Annotated in this window: 14 protein-coding genes; all 14 read left to right on the top strand. The window is 22.8% G+C overall.

What is annotated here, in order from left to right; genetic code table 4:
- Positions 1–69 precede the first annotated feature (69 nt).
- The 14 genes from SCANT_RS03360 to SCANT_RS03295 all read left to right on the top strand — a co-directional run bounded on the left by SCANT_RS03360 (position 70) and on the right by SCANT_RS03295 (position 25,196).
- Complete coding sequence (locus SCANT_RS03360; protein ID WP_053946316.1) at positions 70–1,923, top strand: lipoprotein; 1,854 nt, start codon at positions 70–72, stop codon at positions 1,921–1,923.
- Between the two features lie 773 nt (positions 1,924–2,696).
- On the top strand, positions 2,697–4,454 hold the full coding sequence (locus SCANT_RS03355; RefSeq protein WP_053946315.1) for an ABC-2 family transporter permease: 1,758 nt from the start codon (positions 2,697–2,699) through the stop codon (positions 4,452–4,454).
- 6 nt (positions 4,455–4,460) lie between these two features.
- Positions 4,461–5,384 carry an ATP-binding cassette domain-containing protein gene (locus SCANT_RS05280; protein ID WP_083434219.1) on the top strand — a complete coding sequence of 308 codons (924 nt, stop codon included), beginning with the start codon at positions 4,461–4,463 and terminating at the stop codon, positions 5,382–5,384.
- Positions 5,385–5,415: 31 nt separating this feature from the next.
- The gene (locus SCANT_RS03345) at positions 5,416–7,260 is read left to right on the top strand and encodes a lipoprotein (RefSeq protein ID WP_053946314.1); all 1,845 of its coding nucleotides are present in this window, start codon (positions 5,416–5,418) and stop codon (positions 7,258–7,260) included.
- 217 nt (positions 7,261–7,477) lie between these two features.
- Positions 7,478–8,212 carry a hypothetical protein gene (locus tag SCANT_RS03340; RefSeq protein ID WP_053946313.1) on the top strand — a complete coding sequence of 245 codons (735 nt, stop codon included), beginning with the start codon at positions 7,478–7,480 and terminating at the stop codon, positions 8,210–8,212.
- A gap of 102 nt (positions 8,213–8,314) precedes the next feature.
- Positions 8,315–10,906 (top strand): PTS glucose transporter subunit IIABC, encoded by a 2,592-nt coding sequence (locus SCANT_RS03335; RefSeq protein WP_053946312.1) that lies wholly within the window; start codon positions 8,315–8,317, stop codon positions 10,904–10,906.
- Between the two features lie 19 nt (positions 10,907–10,925).
- Complete coding sequence (locus SCANT_RS03330; RefSeq protein WP_053946311.1) at positions 10,926–12,341, top strand: glycoside hydrolase family 1 protein; 1,416 nt, start codon at positions 10,926–10,928, stop codon at positions 12,339–12,341.
- Positions 12,342–12,631: 290 nt separating this feature from the next.
- Positions 12,632–13,456 (top strand): aldo/keto reductase, encoded by an 825-nt coding sequence (locus SCANT_RS03325; protein ID WP_053946310.1) that lies wholly within the window; start codon positions 12,632–12,634, stop codon positions 13,454–13,456.
- A 375-nt stretch (positions 13,457–13,831) separates the two neighbouring features.
- Positions 13,832–15,595: an ABC transporter permease gene (locus SCANT_RS03320; protein WP_053946309.1), complete on the top strand. Its 1,764-nt coding sequence runs from the start codon at positions 13,832–13,834 to the stop codon at positions 15,593–15,595.
- 8 nt (positions 15,596–15,603) lie between these two features.
- Positions 15,604–16,539: an ATP-binding cassette domain-containing protein gene (locus SCANT_RS05275; RefSeq protein WP_083434217.1), complete on the top strand. Its 936-nt coding sequence runs from the start codon at positions 15,604–15,606 to the stop codon at positions 16,537–16,539.
- A gap of 132 nt (positions 16,540–16,671) precedes the next feature.
- On the top strand, positions 16,672–18,516 hold the full coding sequence (locus SCANT_RS03310) for a lipoprotein (protein ID WP_053946308.1): 1,845 nt from the start codon (positions 16,672–16,674) through the stop codon (positions 18,514–18,516).
- Between the two features lie 419 nt (positions 18,517–18,935).
- Positions 18,936–20,774 (top strand): lipoprotein, encoded by a 1,839-nt coding sequence (locus tag SCANT_RS03305; RefSeq protein ID WP_053946307.1) that lies wholly within the window; start codon positions 18,936–18,938, stop codon positions 20,772–20,774.
- 359 nt (positions 20,775–21,133) lie between these two features.
- Positions 21,134–22,981, top strand: coding sequence for a lipoprotein (locus tag SCANT_RS03300; RefSeq protein ID WP_053946306.1), 1,848 nt, complete (start codon positions 21,134–21,136; stop codon positions 22,979–22,981).
- A 361-nt stretch (positions 22,982–23,342) separates the two neighbouring features.
- A complete protein-coding gene (locus tag SCANT_RS03295) occupies positions 23,343–25,196 on the top strand; it encodes a lipoprotein (RefSeq protein ID WP_053946305.1) in 1,854 nt (617 codons plus the stop codon).
- Positions 25,197–25,488: the final 292 nt, after the last annotated feature.

The raw sequence follows: 25,488 nt of genomic DNA, 5'->3' as shown, positions 1-25,488 counted from the left end.
TTACTATTTTATTTTTATTCTTTAAAATATACTTAAGATTATTATAAAAATAATCAAGGAGGAAAATATATGAAAAAGTTATTAAGTATTCTAGGAACTTTAACTCTTGTAGCTACAAGTAGTGCTACAGTAATTGCTTGTGGAAACACAACAGAGCCTCCAGGCCCTATTATTGAGGATAATGAGGAATTAATTAAGGAATTGAAATTAGAAGTTGAAGAAATTTTTGTAAAACATCTTAATGATAATGTTTATCAAAATTTAGTTGGTCTTCCTGATACTGAAAACAGATATTCTTTTTTAAATAGGACTAAAATAGTTGAAAATACTAATCTAAGTCCAGAAGAGATTGATCCATATGATTTAAAATTATTAGAAACTGATATTAAGAAAGTTTTAGAAATTGACAAATTGACAACTGACTTAAATAATTTGAAAAAAATAAATAAATTTAAAATTATATTAAATGATGTTAATAGTTTACTAAAAAATGTTATTTTTAATTGAAATTCTTTAAAGGTTTTATCTTATGAATCAAATGATAAGGATGAACTTTACTTAGGTAATGTAATTATTGATTATAAAATTGAGATTCAGTATAAAGGTAAGAAAGATATAGAAACTTTTACTATTGATGAAAATTTTACATATACATCAACAAATAGTAACTCTTTAAAAAAAGCAAGTGATGATTTTTATAAAAATATTGCTAAGGATTATTTTTTGTCTAGTAAAGCAGAAGATAGAAAACATACAAATTTAAATTGAAATGAAATTAAAGGAAGTAAAAAAACTTCTGATGGTTTTGGAAGAATAGATAACGAGTTGCAAAAATATTATGAAACAGATTCTTCACAAAATGGCTTTAGAGATTCTCTTATAAAATTTACTAAAGAAAATTACTTTGATAAAGCAGGAAACGTATTACCGCTTTCTTTTGAAGGAGATTTAATATATAAATCTAAAAAAATGAATAATTTTTCAATAACTCAAGCAGTAAATCAATGAAAAAATTATGATAATAAAGAATCTATAAAGTATGACTACAATAGTGATAGTGGTAGAATTATTCTAGATACTGTTTTTAGAAATGATCCAAATCTACCAATTACAAAAAATAATTTATCAGCTCATTATTTTAAAACTTCAAATTTAGAAATTTGAAAACAAAATTTTGAACCTAATAAAGAAATATTTTTAGAGGAACATCTAAAAATAGATAAAGATGATAAAATTAAACAAACAGATGAATATAAAAGTTCAATGTCTTTGGGTTATGTTAATTTAACTGGCTTATCAATTAGTCTAGATAATGGTGCTTATATACATAAATTGCCTGATTTTAGATTAGGAATAAATTATTTTATTGATATTAATTTAACTAATGCACAAATTTTAGATCTAATGTCTGAATTTACTGTAGATAGTTTAAAAGTATGACATGATATGTTTGGTGTTTATCATGGTTATGAATATCCAAGTCATAATTCAAATGAAGATTTTTTAATGACATTAAAATCTTCTGAAATGACTAAGGCTATGACTGATATTTTTAATTCTTTAGACGACAATGATATAAGTTCACAAGTGTTTTTTCGTGATTCTTTTTCTTTAATGCATACATACCTTAAAGAGTCAAAAGCAAAATTATTTGATAAAGCAAATTTATTAGATAATTCATATTATTATATGGTATTTGCTACATTGGATTCATCATCACCTTCAGAGCGAAAAAATACAGGTTTTGATTGAACAGCAAATGAAAAAATTGGTATTAATATTAAATGAAACGGTAAAAATCAAACAATGAATAATAAAATATTGACTTTTAGATTTGGTTATTTAAATTTCCATATTAATTTAGACAAAATTACTATGGGTGCTAAAGAACTTGGAGATAAAGAGTTAGTTAAATTTATTTAATAAATTATTATTTAAACAAAACTATTATTTAAATAATAGTTTTTTTAATTTTTATTTAAAATTAATACTGCTTTGAATTTACAAAAATTGAAGTTTGAATTAATAAACTCTACTTATATGTTTAACTTATTTATTAATAAGAAAAACATTTTTTTATGTAAAAAAAATGTTTTATATAAAATTATTTTATTTTTTTGAAATCATTTTTATATACATTGCTATTTTTCTTTTTTTTCCTAAAATTACCTATAAGATTATTTAAAAGAATAATCTCGTAACGGAAAAAAGTTATTAAGTTAAGTAGTAGTAAAAACCACTTTTTAAAAAAGTAGTTTAGAGCAGTAAAAAAATTAATTTACAGAATTAAAGAGTCGAAAATTAATTTGACTCTTTAATAGAAATTTTTATTTAAAAATTAAAAGTTAATTGGGATATCTTAGTAGGTATTTTATTGAAATCTTTCTAAAAAAAGATTGTATTGATTTATTTATAATATTTAACTCAGTTTTAAAAATTATAATAAATATGCATAAAATGGAGAGATGTTTATAATTTTAATTAATAAATTTATAAAAACAGAACTTTTTAAAAGTTTATAGTTAATTGATATAGAAACTTAATATTAAAGATTTAAAAAAATTTTTAATAAGTTTTTAATTGGACTATCAATTAATTTAAATAAATTTTTTAATTTACTTATTAAAGTTGATTAGAATTGTCAAAGCCTAAGACTTTTTAAAAAATTTGATTTATATAGAAGTTGGATAGTAATTATGAAAAAAGTAATTCCAGGAATATGGATAATAAAATTTAGTTTTAAATTGATTATAAAAGAGAGATCATTTTTAATATTTAATGGACTATATTTATTGTTTTCTCTATTTATTGCAATTTATTCAGTTATTCAAAAAAATATTAGTAATTTTTTATTGATTTTTGATTATTATGTTTTATTAACTATTTTTGTTATATTGTTTATTCTTTGCTTACGATTAACTCAATATTTTTATGTAGTTAAACGTGATGATAAAACAATGAATATAATTATTACTCAGCAAGTTTCAAGGAAAAAGTTATTTTTTTATCAGTTTATTTCTTTCATATTATTAATTTTTATAAATTTATTTATAAGTTATTTATTAATAAATGTAATAAATATGCTATTTTTACTAGAGTTTAATTTTTTCTTATTAAGAATTACTTCAACTTATTTAGTATATGCTTTTATAAGTTGTTTCTTTTTAATTAATTTCTTTTTATTGATTTCTTTATTTACTAATATTCAAGTTTCTACAATTGTAGCTACTTTAATACTAGCAAGTACTTTTATTAGTAATCTTCCATATACATTTTTAATTCAAGGAGAAGAGAGTAAAAAAATTTCTTTAATATATAAAGGAAGTAATACAATTTTCTCTGTAAATGAAGTTTATGATAGCTATGATTTAAAAAACCATGTTTTGAATAAAAATTTAAAATATCCAAATTTAAGTTTAGCTATTTATGAAAGTTTTATTGAAAATGAATATGAGACAGATCCAAACTCATTGACTAATAATTTTGATACAGAAAAAAATATTCAAAAGAGAATGCAGTTTTGAATAGACTTGGGAATTGTCGAAGAAAAAAATAAAATTGTGGAGTTTAAAAACCCTGCTAAAATAAATGGTGCTAACAACAATACAGAGATTGCAAAGTGAAAAGGCGATGAAGTTACTTTTAGATTTGAATTAAAATATAAGTTTTTAACAATTGAGGAATTAGAAAATAAGATAAAATTAGAATCATTTGATAAAGAAGAAAAAATTATTATTGAAGAGTTTATTAAGTTTACAAACTCAATATTAGATAACTTTAATAATTTTCAAGATAAATTTTACAGTTTGTTTGATTCTTTTGTTATATTTAATGATGCAAAAAATATTAATAAAAATTATATTGAAAATGTAACAAAGCCTAATGAAGAAAAGAAATTATTTGATACTAAAAACTTAATTGACATATATCAAAGTTACTTTTCTTTCTCAAATAACAAATTAGTTTTAGAAAGTGGAAAAATTAAAACTCTAATTGAAGAAGATTTATTTTTCCCTACAATGATAAGTGCTCGAATTTTAGAAAACTATTTTATTCGTTATACAAATAACATGGTTATTTTTGAAAATAGTACTGTAATAATAGATGAAAATTGAAATATGTATTCTAAGTCAAGAACAACTTATAATATATTTTTTCAACTAAATTTTATTTCAAATATGATTCAAAATTATATTTATTATGGTGGTAGAAATTACGATGATATCTGATTTGAACCAGAAAGTTCAAGTAAAATATTTTTTAATAAACAAGATAATTTGTTTATGGCTAAACCATCATATAAATTTAAGCTTGATAAAGAAAATAATATTGATGATAAAACATATAATAATTTTATAGCTCCATACTTTTATATTGTATTGCAATTTGCAATATCAGTAATAAATTATTATGTAGCAAAATATAAATTCAAAAAATTAGATTTGACAGGTTAACTAAAAATGGAAGAAATTATAAAATTTGATAACTATACAAAAAGATTTAAAAAGAAAATAATTGGACCGTTAAATTGTTCAATTAAGAAAGCAAGAATAACTGCTCTACTTGGAAGCAGTGGTAGTGGAAAAACTGTAATTTTAAATTCTTTATTAGGAATAATTAAAAATTTTAAAGGAAATATTGAAATTGAAGATAGTTTAAGAAGATCAGAAAAATATTATTTAGTAAATAAGAAAATTGGATATTATACTCAAATGGATTTTTCTTTATATGTTGTAAGTGCTTATAAATTTCTATTGGATATTTGTATCATGATGGGGATTAATAAAAAGGAAGCAGTTACTAAAGTAGAATATTGAATGAAATTTTTTGATATCTGAGATAGTAAAGATAAAATTATTAGAAGTTTTTCATGGGGAATGAAAAACCGTATGAATTTAATTTTATGTTTTATAAAAGATCCAGAAATTATTATTCTTGATGAGCCAGGAGCTAATCTGGATTCTTATTGGAGAAATAAGATTAAAATCCTTTTAGTTGAAGCAAAAAAAGCAGGAAAAACTGTTGTAATAACTGTTCATAATATTGATGAAATTGCAGATATAATTGATGATTTTATAATAATTGATGATGGAAAAAATATTTTTAATGGTTCTGCTGAAGAATTAAATGTTTATGCAAAATATAAAATTTATATTAATGAAAAATTTGATGAAAAAGATTTTAGAACTTTTCTAGAAGAACAAAAAATAAAAACTTTTAAATATGATGTTGATGAAAATTCATTAGTAGTAGCAATTGATAACTATAGACAAATAAATTACTTATTTTTATATTTAATTAAAAATAATTTACCTTTAAAAAATTTGGTTAAATTACCAATTAATATGGAATCAATTTATAAAGCTTTAGAAGCAAAAGAATAAAAATAAAGTTAAAAAAAGTGAGGAATAAAATATGAAAAAATTATTAAGTTTGCTGGGTACTATAAGTCTTGTAACTACAAGTAGTGCAACAGTAGTTGCTTGTGGTGAAAAGACAGAACCACCAGATCCAATTATAAATAATGAGGCTTTAATTAAAGAGTTTAAAATAGAAGTAGAAAATATTTTTCAAAAGCATCTTGATGAGAATGTTTATAAAAATTTAATTGGATTACCCGACACAGAAATAAAAAACAAATTTTTAAATCAAACTAAAATAATTGAATATACTGGTGCAAAAGCAAGTGAAATTGATCAGTTTGATTTACAGCAACTTGAACATGATATTAAAAATGTTTTGGATATTGATATTTTGACAAAAGAATTAAATAAATTAAAAAATATAAATAAATACAAAATTATTTTAAATGATGTTAATAATTTATTTAAAAATTTAATAATTGAATGAGATTCTTTAGTAATTAAATCTTATCAAGAAGCAGAAACTAAAAAAGATGAAATATTTTTGGGAAATGTAATTGTTAATTATAAAATTGTAGTTAATTACAAAGGTGAAAAAGATATAGAATCTTTTGAATTAGGCAATAATATGAAGTATACATCAACTAACAATACTGCTCTAAAAGTAGCAAGTGATGATTTTTATCAAAATATTGCAAAAGATTATTTTTTGTCTAGTAAAGCAGAAGATAGAAAACATACAAATATAAAATGAAATAATATAAATTCTACTGGTAAAAAAGAATATGATGGTTTTGGAATTGTAGAATCAGAATTTGAAAAGTATTTTGAAATTGATTCTAATACAAATGGATTTAAAGATTCTATGATTGAATTCATTAAAAGCAATTATTTTGAAAAAGTTGGAAATACTTTACCACTTTCATTTGAAGGAGACTTAATATATAAATCATCTGAAATGAAAAAATATTCACTTTTGCAAACAATAAATAAGTGAGAAACTTTTTATAATCAAGAGGATTCAATAAAATTTGACTATAAAAATGATAAGGGAAGATTATTTCTAGAAACAGTTTTTAGAAAAGATCCAAATCTTCCAGAAACAAAGAATAGTTTATCAACTTACTACTTTACAAAAGAAAATTATGAAATATGAAAAACAAATTTTGATATTCAAAAAGATAATTTCTTAAAAGAATTAAAAATTGATAAAGAAAAAGATAATTTTATTGAAACAGATGAGTATAAAAAATCAATTAATTTAGGTTATATTAATTTAACTGGCTTATCAATTAATTTAGCAGAGGGAAGCTATATTCATGAACTACCAGATTTTAGAATAGCTATTAACTATTTAATAGGTGACGATCAAACTCCTTCAAAGGATTTAAGTTTATTATCTGAATTTACTGTAGATACTTTAAAAGCCTTTCATAAAATGTTTGGAGTTTCTCATGCATATGAATATCCAGAATATAATTCAAAAGATGACTTTTTAATGACTTTAAAAAGAAGTGAATTGACTGATGCAATTGTTGATAAATTTTATAGCGGACATGATAATTCTGGAGATTTTGTTAAAACTTTTAGTTTATTTGATTCTCAAAATTTAGGTTTCTATAGACAACAAATGTTTGATGAAGCAAAACTTCCTGATAGTGAGTATTTTTTCGGTTTTTCAAATTTAGCTAAAAAAACGATTTGAGTTTATAATAATTGATTTTGAAAAGCAAATAAAAAAGTTGGTATTAATATAAGTTGACGTGATATTTCTGGCAATAGAAGTGATAGAATAATGACTTTTCAATTAGGTTATTTAAATTTCCATATAGATTTAGATCAAATTACTTTAGGAGCTAAAGAAGTTGGAAATAAAGAATTGATTAAATTCATATAGTAAAAAGTATATTATAAATAATACTAAACAATACGCATTAATAAAAAATTAAATATATTGAATTAATGCTTTTTATTTTAAAATATTAGTAAAAAAATCTCTAATGAATAATACTATAGTTATTCATTTTATTAGAGATTTTTTTTATTTTTTATTATTATGTACTTATTGCTTTTTTTTTTTTTTTTTAAACATAATTAGGTTAAGGAGATATTTTATGAAATCAGTGTTAAATCAATTGTTTATTAATATGAATATTAACCCGAATTCAGCAAATAATGCCATTTCAAAAATTTTAATGAAATCATTTGTGACAAAATCTATACCTAGTATCAAAGACTTATCAAAATCTGCAAATGTAGCAGAATCAACAATATCTAAGTTTGCAATTTCTCTTGGTTATAAAGGATATAGAGAATTAATTTTTAAATTAAAATTAGAAATATCTGATCGTGAAACTAAACAAAATTTAAATATATCTAATAGGAGTTATTCTCAATTTGAAGAAAATATAATTGTTGCCATAAGAGAATTTCGCTATTTTGAAAATAAAATTAGTAAAACAAAAGAAGAAATAAAAAAATCTAAAAAAATTTATCTTTTTTCTTCATATCAATTTCAATTTGACGCCTTATTTTTTTCTGAATTATTAAAGAGAAACGCTAAGGAATGTTTCTTTTCTACTCAAATGTTTGATCAAATTACTGAAATAAATAAGGTTGATGAAAAAGATTTTGTTATTTTTATTGTAGGAGGACAAGATACCAAAACTGTGGAGATGCTTTTAAATAATTTTTTATATACTAATTATTTAGTACTAAGTACTCACTCAAAAGTAAATGAATTTACACATAAAGATAGAATTATATGCATAGATTCAAAAAATTTAAAACATCTCTATGAATATAGAAGCTTTGTTTTAAAATATTTATTTTTGCAACTTTGTAATTAATTAGTATTTAATTTACTAAAAGGAAAGTAGATTACTCTTAATTGTTTTCTATATATATTATTTTTAATAATTGTATTCTTTTTATGAAAGGAGATTTCATAAATGGAAAAAAATATTAAAATTTATTCTCCTGCAGATGGGAAAATTAAGCCTTTAAAAGATTTAAATGATGGCGTATTTTCTGAAAATATGTTGGGAGAAGGAGTTTATATTGAACCAACTTCAAGCGAATTTTATTCGCCATTTGAAGAAGGAACAGTTGCTCAAATATTTCACACTAAACATGCTTTTCATTTTAAAAGTGAACAAGGTCCTGTAATTCTTATGCATATTGGTCTTGATACAATTCACTTACAAGGAAAGCCATTTGACGTTAAAGTCAAAGAAGGTGACTCTATTAATTTAAAAACAAAAATTGTAGATGTTGATTTTAAATTATTAGATGAAAAAAATATTGTCAAATCTACACCTTTGGTAATTGATTTAAATGAATTTAAGGGATGAAAATTTAATTCTAAGATCAAAAGTGAAAAAATTATAAAACAAGGTGAACTAATTGGTGAATTAATTTTTGAAGAAAAAATGGTTGAAGAGTCAACAATTTACCAAGTTGAAAAATTATTAAACACTAAAAATAAATATGAACAAGCTGCAGAAGTAATATATAAAGCAGTAGGGAAAAAAGACAATTATAAACAAGTTTATAATTGTATGACTCGATTACGTTTTGAAGTGCTTGATACAAAAAAAGTAGATGTTGAGACAATTAAAAATATTAATTTAGTTAAGGGTATTATTTGAGCTGGAAATCAAATCCAAATTGTTATTGGAGGAGAAGTTTATAAAGTCAAAGAAGCTGTTGAAAACGTTGCTCAAGGTATTAGTACCAATAAGAGTCAAGTTAAAACTGTAACTAAACAAAGTTTGATTAAAAGATTTATGATTGCAGTTGGAGCCATAATTATGCCATCATTGCCTGTTTTAATGGCATCAGGGTTATTAATGGGACTTAAAACATTATTGGTAATGGGAAATGTAATTACTGATATGAAGTTTGGTACGGGTGCTCCAATAGATATGAATGTTGATTTATTTTCACTATTTATAAATATTGCTGCAGAAACTGGATTGAAATTAATGGGGGTTTTTGTTGGTTATAATACAATGAAATGACTTGGTGGTCCAACAATAATGCAATTGTTACTTTCATTATTAATTGCGGGTGCACCATTGGGGTTAGGGATGCAACCAGATTTAACATTATTTAGTATTAATGGTTTTGTTGTAAAAGCAGCCTTATATACTTCATCGATTATTCCCCATGTTGCAATGGCATTTATTATCTTTCATTTAGATAAATGAATAAAAGTATGAATGCCAACTTCAATTGATGTTTTATTTAGACCTTTATTAATAGTTATTATTGCTTACACTTCAATATTCTTTGTCTTAGGACCAATTCTATTTTTAATAGAGCAATTTATGGCTTTAATAGTTGGTTACTTATCACAAATTCCTTATGGAATTGGAGTAATGATTTTCGTTGCTACTTGACAACCATTAGTTCTAACAGGAATGCATGTTCCTGTAATTATGACAGTCGTTATGCCAATGGCAGCGGGTCACTTCTCAACTTTAATGGCTGTTAATATTGCAGTATTTGCTCAGGTAGGTGCAGCAATTGGGGTGGCAATTAGAACCAAAAATGGTCAATTAAGATCAACTGTTATTGCAGCTATTCCTGGAGGAATTGTTGGAGTAACTGAGCCAATATTATATGGAATCAACTTACCAAAAATGAGACCATTTATAGCTGGTGTAATTGCAGCAGGTGCTTTTGGGCTATTATCTGGCTTAATGGGAATTGAAGCAAGAACTAGTGGAGGGTTAGGAATCTTTGGTTTTACAGGTACTTTAATGGAACCAAGATATGTTGAAACTGTTGTTAATGGTGTTAGATTAATGCCTTCTGCAAATAATATTTTTATTGGGGGGCCTAACTCAGCAATTTTAAATTGTGTTTTATGACTTGTTCTTAATATTGGAGTTATTCCAGCAGCAGCTGGGGTAGGATTCTTAATGTATGTTGAAAGAAAAGATGAAATAAAATCTGTTAAATCAGCAAATAAAGTACTTTTAAAATACTATAGTTTAGCTAAAAAAATAAAAATAAATGTTGCAAAAACACAATTAGCAGAAGAAATTAAAAAAATAGATTCTGTAATCAAAACTGAAGATTCAATACGTTCAAAAGAAATTGAAAAAGTTTTTATTAAAATTAATTTACTAGAATCTAAAATTGATAATTTAACTTCAAAACTTGAAAAGAAAAAACAAAGTATTATTTCTAAGTTGGCAAGACTTTCAAAAAAAGAAGCTAGTGAGGAACAATTAAAATTATTATTAGAGAAATATAGTATCTTAGAAAATAATTTAAAAGTTAAAGAATTGAGTGAAGAATTAGCTAAAACAAAAACTGAAAATGAGAAATCAATTATTGAGTTTAATAATTGAAAAGAAAAATCTTATCAAGCAATTAACTCTGTTATTTTACAAGTAAGTCAAAAAGCTGATAGTAAAGTATTAACAGAAGTTGGAGATTTATATTACAACGCAATTAATGCTTTAGAAATTGGCTATATGCTAATTGATCAAAAAGATTTCTATATTAGTAAAAAAAGAATTAGACAGTAAAAAAAAGAGGAGATAATGTATGAATAAAATAACAAAAAATTTCTTGTGAGGTGCTTCTACAAGTGCTTATCAAGTTGAAGGAGCGTGAAATAAAGATGGTAAAGGTTTATCAGTTCAAGACGTTAGTGCAGGGGGTTTTATAAAGGGATTAAATGTTGAAGATATTACTGATTTTAAAGTGGCATCAGATCATTATCACCATTATAAAGAAGACATTGCTTTAATGGCTGAAATGGGTTTTAAATCTTATCGTTTTTCAATTAATTGAACTAGAATATATCCAAAAGGAATTGAACAAGAACCAAATCAAAAAGGTGTCGAGTTCTATCATAACTTGTTAGATGAACTGATTAAACATAAGATAGAACCACTTGTAACAATTCACCACTTTGATTTACCAAATTATTTAGAAGAACAAGGGGGATGAAAAAATAAGGACCTAATAGTTGATGCATATTTAAGATATGCAAAAACCTTATTTAATGAATATAAAAATAAGGTTAAATATTGACAAACAATAAATGAGCAAAATATGGTAGTTATGTTTGGTCACTTATTGTCAAAACAATTTACAGGAGTTGATAATGGTCAAGAATCATATCAAATGTTTCACAATATGAATGTTGCTCAAGCAAAAGCTATTCTTTTGTTAAAAACCATTAATAAAAAAGCAAAAATTGGAGTAGCTCCAAATATCTCTTTAGTTTATCCTCAAACCAATAAACCTGAAGATGTATTAGCAGCTCATAATGCTAATTTAATTCGAAATTGAATCTATATAGATCCCTTTGTTAAAGGAGGTTATGATCAAATTTTATTAAATTTCTGAAAAGAAAATAATTATAAAATTGATATTCTTGAAGAAGAAATGAAGTTATTTAAAAAGGCTAAAATTAATTTTATTGCATTTAACTACTATAGTTCAATGAGTGTTAAAGCTCCAACTAAAGATCAAGATTTTAAAGTAGGAGATCAACAAATGGGGTTTAACTTAGAAAATATGTTTCAATCAGCAAAAAATGATAACTTGCAAGTCAGTGAGTATGGTTGAGAAATTGACCCTATTGGTTTTCGATTAACTGCAAGAGCATTGCATGATCGATATAATTTACCAATAATAATTACTGAAAATGGGTTGGGTGCAAAAGATGTATTAACAAGCGAGGGTAAAATTCACGATAAGTATCGTATTGATTATTTAAGAAAGCATATTGAACAAATACCAAAAATTATAAATGATGGTGTTAAGTTATTTGGTTATAACCCTTGAAGTGCAATTGATTTAGTTTCAACACATCAGGGGATATCAAAAAGATATGGTTTTGTTTATGTAAATCGTGATGAATTTGACTTAAAAGATATGAAACGTTATAGAAAAGATAGTTTTTATTGATATCAAAAAGTAATTGCTTCTAATGGAAACAATATAGATTAATGAGTTTAAATTTGCTTTATTTATAAAAATTAAAATATTTAGAAAATACTTAGTAAATATTACTAAGTATTTTAAATGCACCTTTAACAACTTTATTAATAAAGAAAAGGATAGATAATTATTTTGAGCAATAATTGAGATTTTATCAATAAAGCAAATGATGTTATTTATAAAATTAATATCTAGATTCATTTAAAAGGAAAATTGTTTTTTCTAGTTTAAAGGTTTTATACAATAAAGTATTATTTAATAATAAAAGAATATAATTATATTGAGTAAAGGAGAACAAAATGAATAAAATACTCAATAAAACTTTAAAATTTAATAATGGTTTAGAAATACCGCAAATAGGATTAGGAACATATGAATTAGTGGATGAACAAGAAACACTTGCATCTATTAAAGCTGCTTTAAAAGCTGGATATAAACATATAGATACAGCATCTATTTATAATAATCACAAAATAATTGCTCAAGCAATTAAAGAAAGTGGTGTTGAACGTAAAACATTATTTATTACTTCAAAAGTATGAAATTCACATAGTAAATATGAACAAGCAAAGCAAGCAATTGATGAAATCTTAAAAGAATTAGAAATAGATTATATTGATTTGCTTTTAATTCATTGACCAACAGAAGATAGATTAGAATGTTGAAAGGCCTTAGAAGAAGCACTTGATCAAGGAAAAGTTAAATCAATTGGTGTAAGTAATTTTCAAGTACATCATTTAAAAGAATTATTAGAAAACTGCCGAGTTAAACCTGTAATTAATCAAATAGAATTGCACCCTGCTTTGCAAAATTTAGAAGTTGTCAAATTTTGCCAAGCAAATGATATTTTAGTTGAATCATGGGGAACAATGATTAGAGGAAAATGTTTTGAAGTAGATGAACTTAAATTATTGGCTAAAAAATATAATAAATCAGAGGCTCAAATTTGTTTACGATGAGCATTGCAATTAGGTTATATAATAATACCAAAATCTTCTAAACCAGTTAGAGTAATTGATAACATTCAAATTGAAGATTTTGAATTAACTAATGAAGATATTCAATTAATAGGAACAATAAAACAACAAAGAGTTGGACCAGACCCAGATAATTTTGATTTTTAAAAATTACTTAAACTGTTAACTAATATTTATATTTGTTAACAGTTTTTTTTATTTTCTAAAGCTTATTCTATTCTTTTAGGAGTTTTTAAGAAGTAAAATATTTAAAAAATTAAAATTAGCTTTTTAAATACAAATACTACACTTTTTTGTTATTTTATGTATAATTATATTATTGTTGAATTGTAAAGGGAAAAAATAAAGGGTAAAAAAAATGAATAAAGCATTAAAAATAGTAAAACTTAAAATAAATTCTGATTTAGATTTTAAGATTGATTTAATTAAACTAGTAACTTTTGTACAAAGGTTTATTTTTTAAATAGAATAGGTATTAGTAATAAAATTTATTAGTTTAATTTTATTACTTTCTCTAAAACTATGAAAAGTATAATACCAGGATTTTCAATAATAAAGTACAGTTTTAAATCAATTATTAAAGAAAAATCATTTTTAATATTTAACGGATTATATTTATTATTTTCTCTTTTTATAGCATGTTATTCTCTAATTCAAAAGAACAATAGTAATTTTCTGCAAGTATTTGATTATTATGTTATCTTATCAATATTTGTAATTTTATTTGTTCTTTGTTTAAGGTTAACACAATATTTTTATGTTGTAAAAAGAGATGATAAAACTTTAAATATAATAATTACTCAACAATTATCAAGGTCAAAATTATTTCTTTTCCAATTTATTTCATTTATTTTATTAATGCTTATAAATATATTTATAAGCTATTTATTAATTAACATTATAAATATGGCTGTTAATTTTAAGGCAAATTTATTTTTATTGAGATTAACAACAGTATATTTAATATATGCATTTCTTAGTTGTGTATTTCTTATTAATTTCTTTTTATTAATTTCCTTATTATCAAATATTCAAGTTTCAACAATTATAGCGACATTAATTTTATCAGCTACTTTTATTAGTAATTTACCTTATACATTTTTGATTCAATCTGAAGAAAGTCAAAGTAAAAAGATTACTTTTTTATATAAAAATTCAAATACTAGTATGTCAGTAAATGAAATTTATGATAGTTATAATTTGAAAAAACAAATTTTAAACAAGGAAATTAGATATTCAAATTTGAGTTTTGAAATATATAATAATTTTATAAATAATGAATTTGAAACAGATCCAAATGCTATTGAGACTAATTTTAATAACGAAAAAAACATTCAAAAAAGAATGGAATTCTGAACTGAAATGGGAATAGCTGAAAAGAAAAATACAGTAGTAGAATTAAAACAGCCTACAAAAATAGTTACTGTTAATAACAGTACAAATATTGCTAAATGAAAAGGTGATCAAGTTACTTTTTCATTTCAATTAGCATATAATTTTTTAACAATTGATGAATTAAAAAATGAGTTAGAATCGGAATCATTAACTGACGAACAAAAACTTTTTGTCAAGGATTTTATAGATTTTACAGAGTTTATAATAAACATAAATGATAATTTTCAAGAAACGTTTTCTAATTTATTTGATCCTTTAGTTATTTTAGAAGATGAACAAAATATTAGAAAAAATTATATTTCTAATGTTTCTAGCTCATCAGAACCAAACTTACTATTTGACAAAAAATATTTAGTAGATATTTATCAAAGTTATTTCTCATATTCAAATAATAAATTAAGTTTAGAATCTTCAAAAATTAGACCCATAATAGAAGAAAAATTATTTTCTCCAACAATGTTAAGTGCTAGAATTTTGGAACAGTATTTTATAAGATATACTAATAATTTAGTTATTTTTAATAATGGTTCTGTTATAAAAGATGAAAACTGATCAAATTATTTAAAATCTAGAATTACTTATAATGTTTTCTTTCAATTTAACTTCATTTCAAATATGCTACAAAATTATACTTATTATGGGGGAAGGTCTTGAAAAGATATTTGATTTGAACCAGAAAGTTCAAGTAAAATATTTTTTGATAAACAAGATAACTTATTTATTGCAAAGCCTACATATATTTTCAAGTTAAATAGTGAAGATGAAATAAATGAAAATACTTACGATAATTTTATAGCACCATATTTTTATGTGTTATTACAGTTAGGTTTTACTGTTATTAATTATTATATTGCTAAAAATAAATTTAAAAAATTAGATTTAACAGCTTAGGAGATTCTATGGAAGATATTATACAATTTGATAATTATTTGAAAAAATTTAAGAAAAAACTTATTGGACCTTTAAATTGTTCAATTAAGAAAGCAAGAATAACTGCTCTACTTGGAAGCAGTGGAAGTGGAAAAACTGTTATATTAAACTCATTATTAGGAATGATTAAAAATTTTAATGGAAAAATACTTGTTGAGGGCATAAATCGAAAATCTTTAAAATATTTTAAAGTAAATAAAAAAATAGGTTATTATACTCAAATGGATTTTTCTCTTTATAATGTTTCAGCATATAAATTTTTATTAGATATTTCTATAATGATGGGTTTAAACAAAAAAAATGTAAGAATGAAAATTGAAAATTGAATGAAATATTTTGATCTATGAGAAGCAAGAAATAAGTCAATTAAAAGTTTTTCATGAGGAATGAAAAATCGTATGAATTTAATATTGTGTTTTATAAAAGATCCAGAAATTATTATTATGGATGAACCAGGAGCAAATTTAGATTCATATTGAAGAAATAAAATAAAAAATTTATTGATTGAATATAAAAAGCAAAATAAAACAGTTATTATTACTGTTCACAATATTGATGAAATTGCAGATATAATTGATGATTATATAATCATTGATAATGGAGAAAATGTTTTTAATGGTTCTGCTGAAGAATTAGATATTTATGCAAAATATAAAGTATACATCAATGAAAGATTTAATCATAAAAATTTTAGATTTTTTTTATCAGAATATGGGATTAAAGCATTTAAATTTGATAGAGATGAAAACTCATTAGTAGTAGCAATTGAAAATTTTAAACAAATTAACTTTCTATTTTTATATTTAATAAAAAATAATTTGCCTTTAAAAAATTTAGTTAAATTACCAATAAATATGGAATCAATTCATAAAGCTTTGGAAAGTAAAAAATTGATGCAAAGTTAGTTTTTTATAATCTTAATGAAATAATATTATACACTTATTTAGTGTTAAATATTGAAAATAAAGTAATTTTAAGGTATAATACTTATAGTCTTAAAATTTTAAGACCAATGAATTATAAAGGGGAAAAAAAGCATGAAAAAACTATTAAGTTTATTAGGAGCTGTTACTCTTGTTGCGTCATCAAGCGCTACTGTAGTAGCTTGTGGGGACACAGATCCTCAAAAGGATAAAATAACAAATGACCTGATAAAAAAATTTGAAAAGGATATTAATAATATTTTTGCTCAACATTTAGAAGAAAATGTTTATCAAAATTTAATAAATTTACCAGCTACAGAAATTAATAATCAATTTTTGAATAAAGAAACAATTAATAAATATCAAGGAAAAAGTTTTGAAGAGATAGGTGAATATCGATTAAATCAATTAAATTCAGATATTATAAAAATTTTAGATATTGAAAATCTTGAAAAAAGGTTAAATGAATTAAAGGCTATTAATGAATATAAAATTATTTTAGGTGATGTTAAAAACTTATATAAAGGAATAGTTTTTGATTGAAATACATTAAAAATTAATTCTAATAATAGTCATCAAATGTATTTAGGTAATGTGGTTTTAGACTATAAAATTGAAATACAATATAAAGGAAAAAAAGAAATTGAAACATTAAGTATTGGTGATACTCTTAAATATACATCAACAGATAATGATTCTTTAAAAACTGCAACTGATCTTTTTTATAGAAATATTGCAAGTGATTATTTAGGTTCAAAGGCTCAAGATGATATTAAACAAACTAATTTAAAATGAAAAGATATCAGAGGTTCTAAAAAAGTATCAGATGGATATGGAAAAATTGATAAAGAACTAGCTAATTATTATGATTTAGATAGAAAAACTAACGGCTTTGAAAAATCAATAATTTCATTTGTAAAGAGTCAATATTTTTCTGATTTAGATTCTTTACCGATTGCATTTGAAGGTGAATCAATTTTTAAAGGAGCGGAGTTGAATCAAACATCTTTATTAACTAGCGCTAATAAAATGAAATCTTATTTAAGAGAAGATGGAATTAAATATCATTATTCAAATGTAAATGATCAAGTAATGTTGAGAACTATGTTTAGAAATAATCCAGAAACTACTAATGCAAAACAAACTTTGAGAAATCTATATTTCCAGAAAAAAAATAAAGATGTTTGAAATAAAGATTTTAATTTATTAAAAGTGGATTTTTTAAAAACTTTAAAGGGGAATTTTGAAAGTTATAAAAGTAGTGATGAATATAAAAGTTCAATTGCTATGGGTTATATTGATTTAAAGGGATTATCAATTAATTTGGGAAGCAATGCATATATTCATCAGTTACCAGATTTTAAAATTGCTGTAAATTATATGATTGATTTAAATGAAACTGAAGATAAAGCTTTAGATGATATGTCTGAGTTTTCTGTAAAAACTATTAAAGCTTTCCATGAAACTTTTGGTGTTGATTATGATTATGGTTATACAGCAGAACCTAATTCAAAAGATGATATATTAATGGCATTAAAGAGATCTGATTTTACTAAAAATATATATTTTCAGGGCTTTAGGTCAAGTTCACATCAAATGAGTTCTCAATTATCTTTAACTAACGATTTAACAAATTTGGAAAGTTATAGAGAATCAATGTTTGATTTAGCAAATTTACCATCAGATACATTCTTTACATTTTCTCAAAGACAAAGTTCTATGTTGCACGTAGCACAACATTTCTTAGGACAATCAAAATGAGGGAAAGGTACTAATGAAGAGGGGAAAGGGATTGAACTTTTTCATCATAATGATGGCGCACAACCAAATGATGATGATTGCCAATCAATTTATTGAACTTTTGGGTATTTAAGTTTTAATTTTAATTTAGATAGGATAATGAATGCTACTTCAGATTTACCACTTGCTGGCTCAAAATACTTTATTGTATTTTCATAAAATAAAAATTAATGATTAATATAAAATTCTTAATATATAGATATAGAATAAAAAAATTCTAATATTATCTATCTGTTGAGAATTTTTTTATATAGTGCTTTTAATAATAAATTAAATATAATTAATTTTAATGAAAGTCAAGAATTAATAAAATAAAATATTGGTGTTCTGACTTAAAATAAAATATTTTATTTAAATTAATAATGAAATTAGAAGAAGTTTAAAATCAAATAAAAATTTTATTTATAAAATTCTCTATAAAAATTGCACTTTTGAGTTTACATAGTACTTTTATAATTTCATTAACTATTAATTATACACTTATTTAGTGTTAAATCTCAAAAATAAAGCAATTTTAAGGTATAATATTAATAGTCTTAAAATTTTTAAGACAAATGAATTATAAAGGGGAAAAAAGCATGAAAAAACTATTAAGTTTATTAGGAGCAGTTACTCTTGTAGCCTCATCAAGTGCTACTGTAGTAGCTTGTGAGGAAACAGATCCTGGAGAAGATAAAATAACAAGTGAACTGCTAAAAAAATTTGAAAAAGAAGTTAATAATATTTTTGCTGAACATTTGGAAAAAAATGTTTATCAAAATTTAATAAATTTACCAGCTACAGAAATTAATAATCAATTTTTGAATAAAGAAACAATTGATAATTATCAAGGAAAAAGTGCTCAAGAGATAGGTGAATATCGATTAAATCAATTAAATTCAGATATTTTAAGAGTTTTAGATATTCAAAATCTTGAAAAAAGCTTAAATGAATTAAAGTCTATTAATGAATATAAAATTATTTTAAATGATGTTAATAGTTTATATAAGGGAATAGTTTTTGATTGAAGTACATTAAAAATTAATTCTAATAATAGTCAACAAATGTATTTGGGTAATGTGGTTTTAGACTATAAAATTGAAATACAATATAAAGGCAAAAAAGAAGTTGAAACATTAAATATTGGTGATACTCTTAAGTATACATCAACAGATAATGCGACTTTAAAAACTGCAACTGATCTTTTTTATAGAAATATTGCAAGTGATTATTTAGCTTCAAAGGCTCAAGATGATATTAAACAAACTAATTTAAAATGAAAAGATATTATGGGTTCTAAAAAAGTATCAGATGGATATGGAAAAATTGATAAAGAACTAGCTAATTATTATGATTTAGATAGAAAAACTAACGGCTTTGAAAAATCAATAATTTCATTTGTAAAGAGCAAATATTTTACTAAGTTAGAATTTCTACCCCTTGCATTTGAAGGTGAATCAATTTTTAAAGGAGCGGAGTTGAATCAAACATCTTTATTAACTAGCGCTAATAAAATGAAATCTTATTTAAGAGAAGATGCAATTAAATATCATTATTCAAATGTAAATGATCAAGTAATGTTGAGAACTATTTTTAGAAATAATCCAGAAACTACTAATGCAAAACAAACATTGAGAAATCTATATTTCCAGAAAAAAAATAGAGATATTTGAAATAAGGATTTTAATTTATTAAAAGTGGATTTTTTAAAAACTTTAAAGGGGAATTTTGAAAGTTATAAAAGTAGTGATGAATATAAAAGTTCAATTGCAATGGGTTATATTAATTTAAAGGGATTATCAATTAATTTGGGAAGTAATGCTTATATTCATCAGTTACCAGATTTTAAAATTGCTGTAAATTATATGATTGATTTAAATGAAAATGAAGATAAATCTTTAGATGATATGTCTGAGTTTTCTGTAAAAACTATTAAAGCTTTCCATGAAACTTTTGGTGTTGATTATGATTATGGTTATAAACCAGAACCTAATTCAAAAGATGATATATTAATGGCATTAAAGAGATCTGATTTTACTAAAAAAATAGAATTTCAGGGCTTTAGGTCAAGTTCAACTGCAATGAGTGCTCAATTATCTTTAACTAACGATGTAACAAATTTGGAAAGTTATAGAGAATCAATGTTTGATTTAGCAAATTTACCATCAGATACATTCTTTACATTTTCTCAAAGACAAAGTTCTATGTTGCACGTAGCACAACATTTCTTAGGACAATCAAAATGAGGGAAAGGTACTGATGAACAGGGGATTCAACTTTTTCATCATAATGATGGCGCACAACCAAATGATGATGATTGCCAATCATTTTATTGAACTTTTGGGTATTTAAGTTTTAATTTTAATTTAGATAGGATAATGAATGCTACTTCAGATTTAGCAATTGGTGACTGAAAATACTTTATTGTATTTTCATAAAATAAAAATTAATGATTAATATAAAATTCTTAATATATAGATATAGAATAAAAAAATTCTAATATTATCTATCTGTTGAGAATTTTTTTATATAGTGCTTTTAATAATAAATTAAATATAATTAATTTTAATGAAAGTCAAAAATTAATAAAAGATTGTATTTAAATTAATAATGAAGTTGGAAGAAGTTTAAAATCAAATAAAAATTGCACTTTTGAGTTTACATAGTACTTTTATAATTTCATTAAGAAATTATTATACACTTATTTAGTGTTAAATATTGAAAATAAAGTAATTTTAAGTTATAATATTTATAATTTAAAAATTTCAAGACAAATGAATTATAAAGGGGAAAAAGTATGAAAAACCTATTAAGTTTATTAGGAGCAGTTACTCTTGTAGCCTCATCAAGCGCTACTGTGATAGCTTGTGGGGACACAAAACCTGAAAAGGATAAAATAATAAATGACCTGATAAAAAAATTTGAAAAGGATATTAATAAAATTTTTGCCGAGCATTTGGAAAAAAATGTTTATCAAAATTTGATAAATTTACCAGCTACAGAAATTAATAATCAATTTTTAAATAAAGAAACAATTAATAAATATCAAGGAAAAAGTTTTGATCAGATAGGTGAATATCAATTAAATCAATTAAGTTCAGATATTATAAGAGTTTTGGATATTAAAAATCTTGAAAAAAGTTTAAATGAATTAAAGGCTATTAATGAATATAAAATTATTTTAAGTGATGTTAAAAACTTATATAAAGGAATTGTTTTTGATTGAAAGACATTAAAAATTAATTCTAATAATAGTCAACAAATGTATTTAGGTAATGTGGTTTTAGACTATAAAATTGAAATACAATATAAAGGAAAAAAAGAAGTTGAAACATTAAGTATTGGTGATACTCTTAAATATACATCAACAGATAATGATGCTTTAAAAACTTCAACTGATACTTTTTATAGAAATATTGCAAGTGATTATTTAGCTTCAAAGGTACAAGATGATATTAAACAAACTAATTTAAAATGAAAAGATATCATGGGTTCTAAAAAAGTATCAGATGGATATGGAAAAATTGATAGAGAACTAGCTAATTATTATGATTTAGATAGAAAAAATAACGGTTTTGAAAAATCAATAATTTCATTTGTAAAGAGTAAATATTTTTATGTTTTAGATTCTTTACCGATTGTATTTGAAGAAGAATCAATTTTTAAAGGAGCAGAGTTAAATGAAACATCTTTATTAACTAGCACTAATAAAATTAAAAGTGGTATTAATGAAGAAGCAGCTAAATATGATTATTCAGATTTAAATGGTCAAGTAATGATGAAAACTATTTTTAGAAATAATCCAGAAACTTCTAATGCAAAACAAGCTTTGAGAAATCAATATTTTGTGAAAAAAAATAAAGATATTTGAAATAGGGATTTTAATTTTTTAAAAGAAGATTTTTTAAAAAATTTAAATGGAAATTTTGTTGACTATAAAAATAGTGCTGAATATAAAAGTTCAATTGCAATGGGTTATATTAATTTAAAGGGATTATCAATTAATTTGGGAAGTAATGCGTATATTCATCAGTTACCAGATTTTAAAATTGCTGTAAATTATATGATTGATTTAAGTGAAAATGAAGATAAAACTTTAGATGATATGTCTGAGTTTTCTGTAAAAACTATTAAAGCTTTTCATGAAACTTTTGGTGTTAATTATGATTATGAATATGTACCAGAAGCTAATTCAGATGATGATATATTAATGGCATTAAAAAGTTCTGAATTTACTAACAAATTAAAGTTTGATTATTTTGAAAATTATGGTTGTTCAAAAAACTTGAGTTATCAATTATCTTTAACTAACGAATTAACAAATTTGGAAAGTTATAGAGAATCAATGTTTGATTTAGCAAATTTATCATCAGATACAATGTTTCAATTTTCTCAAAGAAGTACTGAATGAAATGGTGAGTATAATTTTTTAGAAGAGTCAAATTATTTTAAACATTATGATGAACAAAAAGGGATTTCAATTTCAAGGAATAATATTTTTCCAATGATACCGGGTGTAGTTTATCAAACTAGTACAATTTATTGAAGTTTTGGATATTTGAATTTTTATATCAATTTAAATAATTTATTTTATAGTGTACCAATGCAGCCTAGTTTGAAAAAAGATTTAATTGTATTTTCATAAAATAAAAATTAATGATTAATATATAATTCTTAATATATAGATATAGAATAAAAAGTTCTAATATTATCTATATATTGAGAATTTTTTTTATATCAATTGTTTTTAATAATAAATTAAATATAATTAATTTTAATGAAAGTCAAGAATTAATAAAAGATTGTATTTAAATTAATAATGAAGTTGGAAGAAGTTTAAAATCAAATAAAAATTGCACTTTTGAGTTTACATAGTACTTTTATAAGTGGATTAACTTATTATTATACACTAATTAACTTTTGAATATTGATAATAAATTATTTTTTAGTTGTATAATAGTAATAGACTTAAACTGTTCTACAAGTATTAAGAAAGGGATAAAAAGATGAAAAAACTATTAAGTTTATTAGGAGCAATTACTCTTGTAGCCTCATCAAGTGCTACTGTAGTAGCTTGTGGGGACACAAAACCTGAAAAGAATAAAATAACAAATGACCTGATAAAAAAATTTGAAAAAGAAGTTAATAAAATTTTTGCTGAGCATTTGGAAGAAAATGTTTATCAAAATTTGATAAATTTACCAGCTACAGAAATTAATAATAAATTTTTAAATAAAGAAACAATTAATAAATATCAAGGAAAAAGTTTTGATCAGATAGGTGAATATCAATTAAATCAATTAAGTTCAGATATTATAAGAGTTTTAGATATTGAAAATCTTGAAAAAAGCTTAAATAAATTAAAGTCTATTAATGAATATAAAATTATTTTAAATGATGTTAATAGTTTATATAAGGGAATAGTTTTTGATTGAAGTACATTAAAAATTAATTCTAATAATAGTCAAGAAATGTATTTGGGTAATGTGGTTTTAGACTATAAAATTGAAATACAATATAAAGGAAAAAAAGAAATTGAAACATTAAGTATTGGTGATACTCTTAAATATACATCAACAGATAATGATGCTTTAAAAACTTCAGCTGATACTTTTTATAGAAATATTGCAAGTGATTATTTCGCTTCAAAGAAACAAGATGATGTTAAACAAACTAATTTAAAATGAAAAGATATCATGGGTTCTAAAAAAGTATCAGATGGATATGGAAAAATTGATAGAGAACTAGCTAATTATTATAATTTAGATAGAAAAAATAACGGTTTTGAAAAATCAATAATTTCATTTGTAAAGAGTAAATATTTTTATGTTTTAGATTCTTTATCAATTGTATTTGAAGAAGAATCAATTTTTAAAGGAGCAGAGTTAAATGAAACATCGTTATTAACTAGCACTAATAAAGTTAAAAGTGGTATTAATGAAGAGGCAACTAAATATGATTATTCAGATTTAAATGGTCAAGTAATGATGAAAACTATTTTTAGAAATAATCCCGAAACTACTAATCCAAAACAAGCTTTGAGAAATCTATATTTCCAGAAAAAAAATAAAGATATTTGAGATAGGGATTTTAATTTATTAAAAGAAGATTTTTTAAAAACTTTAAATGGAAATTTTGTTGATTATAAAAATAGTGCTGAATATAAAAGTTCAATTGCAATGGGTTATATTAATTTAAAGGGATTATCAATTAATTTGGGAAGTAATGCGTATGTTCATGAACTACCAGATTTTAAAATTGCTGTAAATTATATGATTGATTTAAGTGAAAATGAAGATAAAACTTTAGATGATATGTCTGAGTTTTCTGTAAAAACTATTAAAGCTTTTCATGAAACTTTTGGTGTTGATTATGATTATGAATATGTACCAGAAGCTAATTCAGATGATGATATATTTATGGCCTTAAAAAGATCTGAATTTACTAACAAATTAAGGTTTGATTCTTTTGAAACTTATGGTTCTTCAAAAAGCATGAGTTATCAATTATCTTTAACTAACGAATTAACAAATTTGGAAAGTTATAGAGAATCAATGTTTGATTTAGCAAATTTATCATCAGATACAATGTTTCAATTTTCTCAAAGAAGGACTGATTTAAATGGTGAGTATAATTTTTTAGAAGGGTCAAATTATTTTAAACATTATGATGAACAAAAAGGAATTTCAATTTCAAGGAATAATATTTTTCCAATGTCACCAGGTGTAGCTTATCAAACTAGTACAATTTATTGAAGTTTTGGATATTTGAATTTTTATATCAATTTAAATAATTTATTTTATAGTGCATTAGGACCGACTACAATGGGTTTGAAGAAAGATTTAATTGTATTTTCATAAAATAAAAATTAATGATTAATATAAAATTCTTAATATATAGATATAGAATAAAAAGTTCTAATATTATCTATGTATTGAGAATTTTTTTATATTAATTGTTTTTAATAATAAATTAAATATAATTAATTTTAATGAAATCAATAAGTAATAAAATAAAATTAGAAGAAGTTTAAAATCAAATAAAAATTTTATTTATAAAATTCTCTATAAAAATTGCACTTTTGAGTTTACATAGTACTTTTATAAGTGAATTAAATTATTATTATACACTAATTAACTTTTGAATATTGAT

The organism is Spiroplasma cantharicola (assembly GCF_001281045.1).
Lineage (GTDB): Bacteria > Bacillota_I > Bacilli_A > Mycoplasmatales > Mycoplasmataceae > Spiroplasma_A > Spiroplasma_A cantharicola.
This window is presented reverse-complemented; position numbering and strand designations above follow the sequence as displayed.